The 13,923-nt window shown below is 69.5% G+C and carries 11 protein-coding genes; 2 read left to right on the forward strand and 9 right to left on the reverse strand.

Annotated elements, in window-relative coordinates:
* Positions 1-46: 46 nt before the first annotated feature.
* Entirely contained in the window at positions 47-1,273 is a 1,227-nt protein-coding gene (gene manD, locus AC07VM_RS04790) for a D-mannonate dehydratase ManD (protein ID WP_267416006.1), read from the forward strand.
* A 19-nt stretch (positions 1,274-1,292) separates the two neighbouring features.
* On the opposite strand, the gene cydC is transcribed toward manD, so the two are convergent.
* From cydC to AC07VM_RS04815, 5 genes are read right to left on the reverse strand one after another with little or no spacing between them, the layout of a single operon-like run.
* Positions 1,293-2,981 (reverse strand): thiol reductant ABC exporter subunit CydC, encoded by a 1,689-nt coding sequence (cydC, locus tag AC07VM_RS04795; RefSeq protein WP_494910190.1) that lies wholly within the window; start codon positions 2,979-2,981, stop codon positions 1,293-1,295.
* Positions 2,978-4,642, reverse strand: coding sequence for a thiol reductant ABC exporter subunit CydD (cydD, locus tag AC07VM_RS04800; RefSeq protein WP_494910191.1), 1,665 nt, complete (start codon positions 4,640-4,642; stop codon positions 2,978-2,980). The genes cydC and cydD overlap by 4 nt, the downstream gene beginning before the upstream one ends.
* Positions 4,639-5,667 (reverse strand): cytochrome d ubiquinol oxidase subunit II, encoded by a 1,029-nt coding sequence (gene cydB / locus AC07VM_RS04805; RefSeq protein ID WP_494910192.1) that lies wholly within the window; start codon positions 5,665-5,667, stop codon positions 4,639-4,641. Before cydB ends, cydD begins: the two co-directional genes overlap by 4 nt.
* Positions 5,668-5,681: 14 nt before the next feature.
* Entirely contained in the window at positions 5,682-7,097 is a 1,416-nt protein-coding gene (locus AC07VM_RS04810) for a cytochrome ubiquinol oxidase subunit I (RefSeq protein WP_267416010.1), read from the reverse strand.
* Complete coding sequence (locus tag AC07VM_RS04815) at positions 7,084-7,800, reverse strand: helix-turn-helix transcriptional regulator (RefSeq protein WP_267416011.1); 717 nt, start codon at positions 7,798-7,800, stop codon at positions 7,084-7,086. The genes AC07VM_RS04810 and AC07VM_RS04815 overlap by 14 nt, the downstream gene beginning before the upstream one ends.
* Positions 7,801-7,900: 100 nt before the next feature.
* Here AC07VM_RS04815 and radA point away from each other — a divergent pair, with 100 nt between their 5' ends.
* Entirely contained in the window at positions 7,901-9,268 is a 1,368-nt protein-coding gene (gene radA / locus AC07VM_RS04820; RefSeq protein ID WP_494910193.1) for a DNA repair protein RadA, read from the forward strand.
* Between the two features lie 12 nt (positions 9,269-9,280).
* Here the strand turns inward: radA and AC07VM_RS04825 are convergent, their stop codons facing one another.
* The 4 genes from AC07VM_RS04825 to AC07VM_RS04840 all read right to left on the reverse strand — a co-directional run bounded on the left by AC07VM_RS04825 (position 9,281) and on the right by AC07VM_RS04840 (position 13,884).
* Positions 9,281-9,691, reverse strand: coding sequence for a dehydrogenase (locus AC07VM_RS04825; RefSeq protein WP_267416014.1), 411 nt, complete (start codon positions 9,689-9,691; stop codon positions 9,281-9,283).
* A 341-nt stretch (positions 9,692-10,032) separates the two neighbouring features.
* The gene (locus AC07VM_RS04830) at positions 10,033-10,680 is read right to left on the reverse strand and encodes a hypothetical protein (RefSeq protein WP_494910194.1); all 648 of its coding nucleotides are present in this window, start codon (positions 10,678-10,680) and stop codon (positions 10,033-10,035) included.
* A 74-nt stretch (positions 10,681-10,754) separates the two neighbouring features.
* On the reverse strand, positions 10,755-11,255 hold the full coding sequence (locus AC07VM_RS04835; RefSeq protein WP_267416018.1) for an amino-acid N-acetyltransferase: 501 nt from the start codon (positions 11,253-11,255) through the stop codon (positions 10,755-10,757).
* 97 nt (positions 11,256-11,352) lie between these two features.
* Positions 11,353-13,884: an ATP-dependent Clp protease ATP-binding subunit gene (locus AC07VM_RS04840; protein ID WP_267416019.1), complete on the reverse strand. Its 2,532-nt coding sequence runs from the start codon at positions 13,882-13,884 to the stop codon at positions 11,353-11,355.
* Positions 13,885-13,923: the final 39 nt, after the last annotated feature.

The following is a 13,923-nucleotide window of genomic DNA, read 5'->3' on the forward strand; positions in this document are numbered from 1 at the left end:
CCACCCCCCCCCCCCCCCCCCACCACATCACAACGAGGAAAACGACATGACCATCGAGCTCGTCGACGTCAACATCACCAGCCCCGGACGCAACTTCGTCACGCTCAAGATCACGACCTCCGACGGCATCGTCGGCTGGGGGGACGCGACCCTGAACGGCCGCGAGCTCGCCGTCGCCTCCTACCTCGCCGACCACGTCGCCTCGACCCTGATCGGCCGCGACGAGGACCGGATCGAGGACACCTGGCAGTACCTCTACCGTGGACCGTACTGGCGCCGCGGGCCGGTCACCATGGCAGCCATCGCCGCGGTCGACATGGCGCTGTGGGACATCAAGGCCAAGAAGGCCGGGATGCCGCTCTACCAGCTGCTCGGCGGTGCGAGCCGCGAGGGCGTCCGTGTCTACGCGCACGCCTCCGGCACCGATTACGCCGCCCTCAAGAACGCGATCACCGGATACGAGGAGCTCGGCTACACGGCCGTCCGCGTGCAGACCGGCGTGCCCGGCCTCGGCCAGATCTACGGCGTCTCGTCGACCGGACCCGGCGTGCGCTACGACTACGAGCCCGCAAAGCGCTCGGGTGACCGCCCCAGCGAGGAGCGCTGGGACACCCGCACCTACCTGAACCACATGCCCGGTGTGTTCGCGAAGATCCGCGAGGACTTCGGCACCGACCTGCGCATCCTCCACGACGGCCACCACCGGATGTCCCCGATCGAGGCCGCCCGGTTCGCGAAGGACATCGAGCCCTACGACCTGTTCTGGCTCGAGGACTGCACCCCGGGCGAAGACCAGTCGGCGCTGCGCCTCGTCCGCCAGCACTCCACCACACCGCTCGCGATCGGCGAGGTCTTCAACTCGGTGTTCGACTACCAGACGCTCATCACCGAGCGGCTGATCGACTACGTGCGCTCGGCCGTGACCCACACCGGCGGCATCACCGCGATGAAGAAGCTCCTCGACTTCGCCGCGATCTACGGCATCCGCTCCGGCATCCACGGACCGACGGACATCTCCCCGGTCGGCATGGCCGCGGCGCTGCACCTCGACCTCGCGATCCACAACTTCGGCATCCAGGAGTACATGCCGCACAACGCCGAGACGCTCGAGGTGTTCCAGACGTCGTTCACGTTCGACAAGGGCTTCCTGCACCCGGGTGACCAGCCCGGCCTCGGGGTCGAGCTCGACGAGACGGCCGCGGCCGGACACGAGTACACGAAGGCGTATCTGCCGGTGAACCGTCTGCTCGACGGGACCGTGCACGACTGGTGACCGTCCCGCGCGGGTGCGGTCAGACCGTGCGGCCGTCTTCGAGCCGCACCACCCGGTCGACCGTGCCCGCGGGCGGCGCCACGTGCGAGATCAGCAGCACCGACTGCTCCCCCGCCGCCTCCAGCAGATCGCGCAGCAGCGCATCGGACGCATCCGGGTCGACCCCGGCCGTCGGCTCGTCGAGCACCAGCACCGGGAAGCCGCGCAGCAGCGCACGGGCCAGAGCGATGCGCTGAGCCTGCCCGCCCGACACCAGCGCTCCCCGATCGCCCACTCGTGCGTCGAGGCCGCCCCGCTCCCGCGTCCACTCCCCGAGTCCGACGCGGTCGAGCACGGCATACAGTTCGTCGTCGGTCGCCGTGTCACGGGCGAAGAGCAGGTTCTGGCGGATGTCCTCGTCGAACAGCTGCGGGGTCTGCTCGCACAGCCCGATGATCCGCCGGAGCGCCGGACCGGACAGCCCTGCGGCGTCGCGCCCGTCGATCCGGTACTCGCCCTCGACTCGTAGGAAGCCGACGAGTGCCGCCGCGAGCGAGCTCTTGCCCGCCCCGCTCGGCCCTGCCACCAGCACGCGCTCGCCGGGCCGCAGATCGAGGTCGACACCCTTCAGCGCCGGGGCGCCGCCCGGCCAGGTGGCGCGGACACTGTGCAGTCGCACCGTGGGCGTGCCGCCGATCTCGACATCCTCCCCCGCGTCCGGACGGAGCTCCTCGGGCATCCGCTCCGGCAGCACGTCGACGATGCGCTCGGCGCTGGAGCGGACGCTGCGCCAGGATGCCGCGGCGATCGGCACCGCGCCGAAGATCTCGAACACCACCATCGGCACCAGCACCGCGACCGCGAGCCACGGACCGTCGACGGCTCCGGTGGCGAGGCCCGGCGCTGCCGCCGCGAGGGCCCAGACGGAAGCCGCTCCGGCGACAGCGGAGACCACGCCCGCGGCGACGGCCTGGGCGAGGGAGGCTCGGGAGACCACCCGGCGCAGCTCCGCGTCCGCGGCAGCGATCCGCGCACGCGCCTGCTCCTCGGCGCCGTAGGCCAGGAGCACGTCGAGGCTCCCGAAGTAGTCGACGAGCGCGGCGGAGAGATCGGCGCGGCGGGCGGACACGAGCGCCTCCGCGCGGGAGCCGAAGACCCAGCCCAGACCGATGGCGGCCGCGGCGGCCACGATCAGGCAGACCGCCAGGGTGAGGGCGGCCGGCGGCGACACGAACGCGATGAAGCCCACGGCCCCCACGGCGACGAGGGCCGCGACTCCGAGCGGCTGCACCACACGCAGCGGCAGATTCTGCAGGTTCTCGACGTCGTCCACGAGCGCGGCGAGCACCTTGCCGCGATCCGTGGCGCCGAGCCCGGCGGGAGAGAGCGGGGTCAGCCGGCGCACCATGTCGGCGCGGGTGGAGGCCAGTTGGCGGAGGGCCGCGTCGTGTCCGCTGAGGCGCTCCAGGTAGCGGGTGACCGCCCGGGTCACGGCGAAGAACCGCACCCCGACGACCGCGATCGACAGCGGCACCAGCGAGTCGACGATGGAGGCGCTCACGATGAGCCAGCCGCTGACCGCGAGCAGGCTCACGGCGGCACCGGCGGACAGCACGCCCCAGATCAGTCCGGGCAGGAATCGCCCGATCGGCGGCTGCGCGAGACGGAGCACCTCCCGGATCCGCTGACGACGCGTCTCCCCGATCACCTGAGCGGGTCGAAGGGTCATGCGCTCACCCCCAGCGCCACGATCCGATCGGCGATGTCGCGTGCCGTTCGGCGGTGGGACACGAGGAGGATCGTCGCCCCGGCATCCGCCCTCGCGCGCAGCGAACCCCACAGCCGTTCCTCGGTCGCGGGGTCGAGTGCACTCGACGGCTCATCGAGCGCGAGCACACGCCCGGGGTCGGCGGCGTGCCGGTAGAGGGCTCTCGCCACCGCGACCCGCTGCGCCTGCCCGCCCGACAGCCCGCTGCCCTGCACGCCGAGCTCGAGCGTCGGGTCGATGGTCTCGGCGCACGCGGCGTCGAGCGCGGCGCGGACACGGTCATCGTCGGGGGCCGGGTCGCCGAGCGCGACGTTCGCCGCGACGGTCCCGCGCGTGAGCCCCGGAGCCTGTCCGGCCCAGGCGAGCCAGTCGGCGGGCGAGAACGCGCGCAGGTCCTGGCCGGCGAACACGGCCACTCCGTCGTGGTCGACCGCGCCCCGCAGCGCCGCGAGCAACGAGGACTTCCCCGATCCGCTCGGCCCCTCGATCAGGGTGATGCTCCCGGGCTCGGCGGTGAAGGACACGGGCGGCAGATCGCGCACCCGGAGCTCCTCGACAACGAGGGCCCGGTCGATCCCCGGGGGCATGCGCGCTTCCGGGGGCCCGTCGACGCCTCGCGCACGGAGAGGACGGGTCTCGTCCCGCCCGCCGACGCCCTCGGACGCCCGGGCGCGCTCTCCCGCGGCATCCAGCACGTCGAACACGTCCTCGGTCGCGGCGACCCCCTCGGCGGCCGCGTGGAACTGCACGCCCACCTGGCGGATCGGCAGGAACGCCTCGGGCGCGAGCAGCAGCACGAACAGCCCCACCTCGAGCGTCAGGTCGCCCGACAGCAGCCGGAATCCCACGCCCACCGCGATCAGCGCCACCGCGAGCGAGGCCAGCAGCTCCATCGCGAAGCCCGAGAGGAACGAGTACCGCAGCACCTTCATGGTCTCGCGTCGGTACTCGTCCGCCGTGACCTCGATACGGTCGGCCGCCCGGCGGTCCCGGCCGAACAACCGCAGCGTCGACAGCCCCTGCACGGTGTCGGCGAACCGGGCGGCGAGGTGCTGCAACGTCTGCCACTGCCGCTTCTGCACGGTGCGGGTCGCCATGCCGATCAGGATGAGGAACAGCGGGATGAGGGGCAGGGTGATGATCGCGGTGAGTCCGCTCGGCCAGTCCTGCCACCACATGACGGCGACGAGCACGGGCGTCGCGATCACGGTGAGCACGAGCTGCGGGATGTAGCGGGCGAAGTAGGCGTCGAGCGCCTCCAGTCCGTGGCCCGCGGTGACCGCCAACGCCGTCTGATTACGCTGCGCCAGCCAGCCCGGTCCGAGTCGCCCCACGGCGGCGATCAAGGCGGCGCGCAGCTGCATCCCGGTCTTCGCGGCGGCGCGGGTCCCCGCGGCGTCCGAGGCCGCGATCAGCAGTCCCCGCAGCAGCGCCGTCAGCAGGAGCCAGATGAGCGACGAGGTGACGTCACGGCCTGCGAGCGCCCCGGTGACGGCATCCGTCAGCAGCCAGGCGAACACGATGACGACGGCGGTCTGGACGACGCCGATCAACGCGGATGCCGCGAGGAACCCCCTCGCGGCACCCGCGTATCTCAGCAGTCTCGGGTCGACGGGTTTCACGCGTGCGCCGGCGCCCCCTCGATGGACTTCCGGGTGACGCGCTTGCGAAACACCCAGTACGTCCATGCCTGGTAGGCGATCACGAGCGGCATGGCCACCAGCGCGGTCCAGCTCATGATCTGCAACGTGTACGGCGTGCTCGACGCGTTGGCGATCGTGAGGCTGAAGGCCGGGTCGATCGTGGACGGCATCACGTACGGGAACAGGGCCGAGAACAGCATCACGACGGCGAACAGCACGGTGAGCATGCCGGCGAAGAAGGCACGACCGTCGAACTTGCGCATCGACAGCACCACCGCGCTCAGCAGCGACACCGCGGCGAGCGCACCCGTCACCACGACGAGCCACAGCAGCGGGGCGTCCCGGCCGGCCGCGATCCCGATCGTCCAGACGACCGTGCCCGCGGCGGCGAGCACCGTCGGGATCGCCGCGACCTTCGCCAGACGCTGCGCGTCCTCATGCACCTGGCCGTCGGTCTTGAGGGCCACGAACAGCACGCCGTGCAGGAAGAACAGGAGCAGCGTGGTGATGCCGACCAGCAGGGCGTACGGGTTGAGCAGGGCGAAGAAGCCGCCGACGTAGATGTGGTTCTCGTCGATCGCGACACCCTGCACGATGTTTCCGAACGCGACGCCCCAGAGCAGCGCCGGCACGGCGGACCCGATCACGATCATCCGGTCGAAGCCGCGCTTCCACGCCGCGCTCTCGCGCTGATGCCGGTACTCGAACGAGACGCCGCGCAGGATCAACGCGAGCAGGATCAGCAGCAGCGGCAGGTAGAACCCGCTGAACAGCGTGGCGTACCACTCGGGGAACGACGCGAACAGACAGGCCCCGGCGACGATGACCCAGGTCTCGTTGAGGTCCCACACCGGGCCGATGGTGTTGATGACCTGACGCCGCGAGACGTCGTTCTTGCCGAGGAACGGCAGGGACATGCCGACGCCGAAGTCGAACCCGTCGAGGACGAAGTAGCCCACGAAGAGGAAGGCGACGATCCAGAACCAGAGTGTTGCGAGATCCATGATGCTCCTCCCTCTCAGTAGACGACCGACGGCAGCTGAGCCGTCTCGTCATGTGGTTGCTCTTCGGTGTCGGGCCCCTTCTGCGCGGCCCGGATGATGAGGCGGATCTCGACGACGGCGAGCGCGGCGTAGATCGCCGTGAAGGTGATCAGCGAGATGAGCACCTCGACCCCGCTGACACCCGGCGAGACACCGTCCTGAGTGGTCATCAACCCGAACACGATCCAGGGCTGTCTGCCCATCTCCGTGAAGACCCAGCCCATGATGTTGGCGGCGAGGGCGAGCGGGAACGACCAGATCGCGAGCTTCCACATCCAGGGCGCCGGGGGCTTCTTGGCGCCCTTGCGGGTGAGCCACAGGCCGGCGACGGCGACGAGCGCCGCGGCGATGCCCAGGCCGATCATCCAGCGGAACGCCCAGTACGTGATCCACAGGATCGGGGCGAAGTCGGTCAGTCCGGTGGCCGCGTAGGTCTGGCTGTACTCGGCGTTCAGATCATTGATGCCGTGCACGCACGCATCGAGGGTGTGCGTGGACAACAGGGACAGCAGATACGGCACCCTGATCGAGAACAGCTCGGAACTCCCGTCCGGCGTCCCCAGCGTGAAGATGCTGAACGAGGCGTCCGGACCGCAGACGGTGTTGAAGGTCGCCTCCGCGGCCGCCATCTTCATCGGCTGCGCGGCGTACATCGCGAGCCCGAGCTGGTCGCCCGTGAGCACCACGCCGGCGGTGGAGACGATCATGGCCCACAGCCCGAACTTGAGCGAGATGCGCATGGTGTCGAAGTGCTGCCCGCGGGCCAGGTGCCAGGCGGAGACCGAGATGACGACGCCGGCGGCGAACATCAGCGCGCCGAAGATCGTGTGCGGGAACGCCGCGAGCGCGACCGGGTTGGTCAGCAGCGCCCAGAAGTCGGTGAGCTCGGCCCGGTTGGTCTCGGGGTTGAACGTGTAGCCGACCGGGTTCTGCATGAACGCGTTGGCCGCGATGATGAAGTACGCCGACAGGATGCTGCCGATCGACACGCACCAGATCGTGGCCAGGTGCAGCTTCTGCGGGAGCTTGTCCCAGCCGAAGATCCACAACCCGATGAAGGTCGCCTCGAAGAAGAAGGCGAACAGGCCCTCGAAGGCGAGCGGGGCGCCGAACACGTCGCCGACGAAGCGGGAGTAGTCCGACCAGTTCATGCCGAACTGGAACTCCTGCACGATGCCGGTGACGACGCCCATGGCGAAGTTGATGAGGAAGATCTTCCCGAAGAAGCGGGTCAGGTGCAGGTACTGGACCTTGCCGGTGCGCACCCAGGCGGTCTGGAAGATCGCGGCGACGAGCGCCATGCCGATCGTGAGGGGGACGAACAGGTAGTGGTAGACGGTCGTCAGCCCGAACTGCCATCGGGAGAGGACGAGCGGATCAAGCCATTCCATGCACGACTCCTGTTCTCTGTGGCCGCTGCCTCGTGCTGTGACGCAGCCGCCCCGTTATCTCGACCAGCTGCGCGGTGGTGTCGCGCAGCTGCACGGTGCAGTCCGACGGCAGCACGGCATCGTGCACTCGCTCGGCTTCCAGGGGTCCGCCGGCCTCGTTGAGCACGCTCTGCATGAGGTCGAGATGAACCTGGCAGAGGGTCGGCCGGTCTTCCGGGCGACCGGCGGCGTGCGGGCAGGGGCTGAGGTCGATCGTGAGGCCGCGGTCGTCGACGACGGGCTCGAATCCGCTCTCCTCCAGGTGCTCGACGAGGGCGTCGAGCTGGTAGGTGGCCTCGCGACCGAGGTCGGAGGCCGCGTCGGGGAGCATGCTCCGCATGAGGTCTCCGCGGCGTGCGGCAGCCTTGGCCTTGTCGCGGGCGACCGGACTCGACGCGCCGGGGGCCCCGGTCGCCGCGCTGTACATGGTGCGCGGACGCCCTCTGGTCGTGCGGTGCTCGACGGTGGGGATCACGTAGCCGCCCTCGATGAGGCGCTGCAGGTGCTCGCGGACCGTGTTCGGGTGCAGCCCGGTGGCGTCGCACAGCTCGGCGATCGTGAGCTCGGCCCGGGTCCGCGAGCTTCCCGCTTCGAAGAGCAAGTGCAGGATTCGCACCCGGGAGTAGCTCGAGATCGGCCCGCAGACGGGCCCGCCGTTGGCCATGACTTCATTATTGCGTGGGCACGGGCGCGGTACGAGAGGTTGGGCCGTGAATAATCACCTGGTCGATAGGGATGTCCGATCCCGCCGATAGCCTGGGGGCATGGCCACCCGAAAACCCGCTCCCCCTGCCTACGTGTGCACGGAATGCGGGTGGACGACCGCCAAGTGGGTCGGGCGCTGCGGCGAGTGCCAGCAGTGGGGCACGGTGCAGGAGCAGGCGGCGCAGACCGGCATCCTCCGCCGTGTGGGCCCGGTCGCGCCGACCGCTGAACGCGCCGCGCGACCGATCACGCAGATCACGACGCAGGATGCTCCGCGCCGTTCGAGCGGCGTCGGCGAGTTCGACCGCGTGCTCGGGGGCGGCATCGTGCCCGGCGCGGCCATCCTCCTCAGCGGTGAACCCGGCGTCGGCAAGTCGACGCTGCTGCTCGAGGTCGCCGCCCAGGCCGCGCGCGGAGGGCGCCGCGTGCTGTACGCGAGCGCCGAGGAGTCTCCCGGTCAGGTGCGGCTGCGTGCCGAGCGCACCGGCGCCCTGCACGACGAGCTGTACCTGGCGAGCGAGACCGACCTGGCCACCATTCTCGGACACATCGACGAGGTGAAGCCGCAACTCGTGATCGTCGACTCCGTGCAGACGGTCTCGTCGTCGCTGATCGATGGCGCCGCCGGGCAGCCGAGCCAGGTGCGCGAGGTCGCGGCGACGCTGATCCGCATCGCGAAGGACCGCGACCTGCCGATCATCCTCGTCGGCCACGTCACGAAAGACGGTCAGGTCGCCGGCCCCCGGGTGCTCGAGCACCTGGTCGACGTCGTGTGTCATTTCGAGGGCGACCGGCAGACGTCGCTGCGCTTCATCCGGGCTCTCAAGAACCGCTTCGGACCGACCGACGAGGTCGGCTGCTTCGAGATGACCGGCGACGGCATCGCCGAGGTGCCCGACCCCTCCGGCCTCTTCCTCTCCCAGGGCGCGACCGAGCCGGGGACCTGCGTCGCGATCTCGCTGGAGGGCCGCCGAGCACTCCCGGTGGAGGTGCAGGCGCTCACGGTGCCCAGCAACGCGCCGAACCCGCGCCGCATCGTGCACGGCCTCGACTCCTCGCGGGTCGCGATGGTGCTGGCGATCCTCGAGCGCCGGGCGGGCATCCCCACCGGCAGCCTCGACGTCTACGTGTCGACCGTGGGAGGCGTGCGCTTCACGGAGCCCGCGGCCGACCTGGCGATCGCGATCGCGGTGGCAGGATCCATCCAGCAGATCTCGGTGCCCCGCACGGTCGCGGCGGTCGGCGAGCTCAGCCTGGCCGGCGAGATCCGCCCGGTGACCCAGGCGGCGCAACGACGGACGGAGGCGGCACGGCTCGGCTACGAGCAGGTCGTCGACGATCGGTCGAAGACGCTCCGCGCGGCACTCGGAGATGTGCGGGCACGCAACACGTCCCGCCGCGCCGACCGCGACATCCCGCCGTTCTGACCGCGCCGCGCGTCAGGCGTCGAGGGCCTTGAGCAGCTCCGCGGGCTCGGCCTGCATGGGGTGCGGACCGGCGATGTCGAGGAACACCGTCGTGATCGGGTGCGCGGCGAGGAACTTCCGCAGCCAGTCCGCCGTGTAGATGCCGACGCCGGGAGGCAGGTTCGCGGGCTTGTTCTTCGCGTCGCTGAACAGCAGCAGCGCGAGGTCGCCGGTCTTCGGGTCGCGGTAGGTCCAGACCTCACCGCTGTCGAGCGGATTGTCCCGCGCACCCGGCTTGATCAGCGGCACGACCGTGGTGCCGTTGCGGAGGGCGAGAGCGACCGCGGCGACGTCCTGCTTCTCGAGGGCCTGCGCCAGGGCCTCCGACCGGAAGTCCTCGGGTGCGGGCTTGTTCTTCGCGGACTTCGCCTTCTTCGCTGCCATGGCTCCAGCTTATTCACGGCGCACAGCACCGCGCGCCGATTCGGCCGTGGATACGATTGGGGCCCTCTCGAGTCCTCCATTGGGGACTGGGGTACTCGAGAGGGCCCTCGGACTCTCGAGCGGCGATGTCGAAGCGCTGGGGACGCTGTAGTTCGACGCCACTGGGGATGGCATGTTGCCGCATGATGCGGAGAGTCACCTCAATGGTATCCCAAAGACGAGCACCTGTCAGCACCAGGGGGCGAAGGACGTCGAGGTCGCCGCGATCCGTACCGGATCCCGCACACCGCCACGCGATTCGTAGGCTCCCCGCCGGGACCGCTTCGAACTCCGGAGGGGCGTCAGTACAGCAGGATCTGCGTGGTCGTCGGGCTCGTGAAGCCGCCGATCGAGACCTCGACGTGGTACGAGGCTCCCCCGCCGGGCGCGCGCTGACGGTTCTCCTGCGCGCAGGTCTCGACGCTCGAACGCGTGCGGTCCCATGTGACCGGGTCCTTGCTGGTGACCGTCGTGCCCGCCGTGAGCGTGGCGATCATGCTGCTCGGGTTCTCCTGGCAGTCCGTCGAGCGCCACCACACGTCGGAGCCGCTGGAGACGGTGAAGACCTGGGTCGTCGAACCGACGTCGATCGTGCAGTCCTTCGTGCCCTTGTTGGTCAGCGAGATCGAGAGCTTCGGCAGGACTCCGGCTGCGTACGTCTCCGCGTCGGTCACGGCCGTGACCTCGACATCCTTCGCCTCGCACGCCGCGATCGCCGGGGTCTCTGCCGATGTCGGACCGGGCGTGGGCGCATCGGTTCCGGCCGTCGGCGACGTGGTCGTCGGGGAGGTCGAGGGCGACGCGGGCGGCTTCGACGCCGTGTCCGCCGCGGCCCACGGCTGCGCGATCAGCAGCCAGGCACCGATGCCGATGGCGGCGATGAGCAGGATGAGCCCCGAGACCACGACCAGTCGCCGACGGCGGTAGACGGCAGCGGAAGGACGGGGCATGCCTCCAGGCTAAGCGATCCGGTCACCGCTTCCTGGGAGGGCGCGAGGGCAGTCCGCGCATCGAGGTGGGCGGTTCAGAGCACCTTGAGCATGCGGGTGTTGCCGAGCGTGTTCGGCTTGACGTGCGCGAGGTCGAGGAACTCCTCGACACCGGCGTCACCGCTGCGCAGCAGCTGCGAGTACACATCGGGGTCGACGACCTGCTCGCCGATCGGGGTGAAGCCGCGGCGGGTGAAGAACTCGACCTCGAACGTGAGGCAGAAGAGGCGCGACAGACCGAGCATCCTGGCCGTCTCCTCGAGTCGATCGACGATGGCGCGACCGACTCCGTGGTGCAGCCAGTCATCGCGCACCAGCAGGGTGCGCACCTCGCCCAGGTCCTCCCAGATCACGTGCAGGGCGCCGCAGCCGATCAGCACCCCGTCGGCCTCCGCGACGACGAACTCCTGCACGGAGCCGTAGAGCACCGCGAGGTCCTTGCCGAGGAGGATGCGCTGCTCGACGAGCGGCTGCAGGAGGTTCCGGATGCCGATGACGTCGGCGCTGCGCGCCGGCCGGACGATGTACTCACTCACGGGTCAAGCCTAGAACCCGCGCCCCGGCGGCACCTGTACCGCGCACAGGAAAGGGGCGGATGCCGCAGCATCCGCCCCTTCCGTGATTCAGGCTGGGTCACTCCCCGCTGGCGACCGCCAGGTCGGGGGTGCCGGCGATCGCGCCGCCGCCGGTGTTGACACCGACCGCGACCTTCTCGCCGCGCGGGCCGTGCTCGAACAGGAACTCCCCGTCCTTCGCGTCGACCTTCACGTGGTCGCCCGAGTTGAGCTCGCCGTGCAGGATCTTCTCCGACAGGCGGTCCTCGATCTCGTGCTGCATCGCGCGACGCAGCGGACGGGCGCCGAGCGCCGGGTCGAAGCCGATCTCGATGAGGCGCTCCTTGGCCGACTGCGACAGCTCGATCGTCATGTCGCGGTCCAGCAGACGCTCGCCGAGACGCTTGGTGAACAGATCGACGATCTGCACCAGCTCGGTCTTGCTCAGCTGCGGGAACACGATGATGTCGTCGACACGGTTCAGGAACTCGGGCTTGAAGTGCCGCTTGAGCTCCTCGTTCACCTTGCCCTTCATCCGGTCGTAACTGGTCGAGTCGTTGCCCTCGATCTGGAAGCCGACGGGACCGCCGGCGATGTCACGCGCACCGAGGTTGGTGGTCATGATGATGACCGTGTTCTTGAAGTCCACGATCCGACCCTGACCGTCGGTGAGACGACCCTCTTCCAGGATCTGCAGCAGCGAGTTGAAGATGTCCGGGTGGGCCTTCTCGATCTCGTCGAAGAGCACCACGCTGAACGGCTTGCGCCGCACCTTCTCGGTGAGCTGGCCGCCCTCTTCGAATCCGACGAACCCGGGAGGGGCACCGAACAGACGCGAGACGGTGTGCTTCTCACCGAACTCGCTCATGTCGAGCGAGATCAGCGCTGCCTCGTCGTCGAACAGGAACTCGGCGAGCGCCTTGGCGAGCTCGGTCTTTCCGACACCCGTGGGGCCGGCGAAGATGAACGAGCCCGAGGGGCGCTTCGGGTCCTTGAGGCCGGCACGCTGACGGCGGATCGTCTTGGAGAGGGCGGCGATCGCCTCCTCCTGACCGATGACGCGCTGGTGCAGGGCCTTCTCCATGAAGACGAGTCGGCTGGACTCCTCCTCCGTGAGCTTGAAGACGGGGATGCCGGTGGCCTGTGCGAGCACCTCGGCGATCAGACCCTCGTCGACGACAGCGGAGGTCGCGACGTCGCCCGCACGCCACTGCTTCTCGAGACGCAGACGCTCGGCGAGGAGGCTCTTCTCCTCATCGCGCAGCGACGCGGCCTTCTCGAAGTCCTGCTCCTCCGACGCCAGCTCCTTCTGCTCGCGCACGGCGGCGATCTTCTCGTCGAACTCGCGCAGCTCGGGCGGGCTCGACAGGATCGACAGACGCAGGCGGGCGCCGGCCTCGTCGATCAGATCGATGGCCTTGTCCGGGAGGAACCGGTCGGAGACGTAGCGATCGGCGAGGTTCGCCGCGGCCACGATCGCGCCATCGGTGATCTGCACCTTGTGGTGCGCCTCGTAGCGGTCGCGCAGTCCCTTGAGGATGTTGATCGCGTGCGGCAGCGTGGGCTCGTTGACCTGCACCGGCTGGAAGCGGCGCTCGAGCGCGGCATCCTTCTCGAAGTGCTTGCGGTACTCGTCGAGCGTGGTGGCGCCGATGGTCTGGAGCTCGCCACGAGCGAGGAGCGGCTTGAGGATGCTGGCCGCGTCGATCGCGCCCTCGGCAGCACCCGCACCCACGAGGGTGTGGATCTCGTCGATGAAGACGATGATGTCGCCGCGCGTGCGGATCTCCTTGGTGACCTTCTTCAGGCGCTCCTCGAAGTCACCGCGGTAGCGGGAACCGGCGATGAGCGAGCCGAGGTCGAGCGAGTAGAGCTGCTTGTCCTTCAGCGTCTCGGGCACATCGCCCTTGACGATCGCCTGGGCCAGACCCTCGACGACGGCGGTCTTGCCGACGCCGGGCTCGCCGATCAGGACGGGGTTGTTCTTGGAGCGACGGGAGAGGATCTGCATGACCCGCTCCGCCTCCTTCTCGCGCCCGATCACCGGGTCGAGCTTGTTGTCGCGCGCGGCCTGCGTGAGGTTGCGGCCGAACTGGTCGAGCACGGCCGACCCACCCTGGGTGCCGGCCGGCGAGTCGTTCGTCTGCGCACCGACGGAGGCCGGCTCGCGGCCGGGAGCGCCGGAGAGCAGTTGGATGACCTGCTGGCGGACCTTGTTGAGGTCGGCGCCGAGCTTGACGAGCACCTGGGCCGCGACGCCCTCACCCTCGCGGATGAGGCCGAGCAGGATGTGCTCGGTGCCGATGTAGTTGTGGCCGAGCTGGAGGGCCTCGCGGAGGCTGAGCTCGAGCACCTTCTTGGCGCGCGGGGTGAACGGGATGTGGCCGGTCGGCTGCTGCTGACCCTGGCCGATGATGTCCTGCACCTGCTCGCGCACCGCGTCGAGGGAGATGCCGAGACTTTCGAGCGCCTTGGCGGCGACGCCCTCGCCCTCGTGGATGAGACCGAGCAGGATGTGCTCGGTGCCGATGTAGTTGTGGTTGAGCATCTTCGCCTCTTCTTGGGCGAGGACGACCACTCGACGGGCTCGGTCCGTGAATCTCTCGAACATGCTGTGACTCCTTATTCGCACGGGGCGAAGCGCTGAGTC

The sequence above is a fragment of the Microbacterium sp. GW821-FHT01D02 genome, from assembly GCF_059422585.1.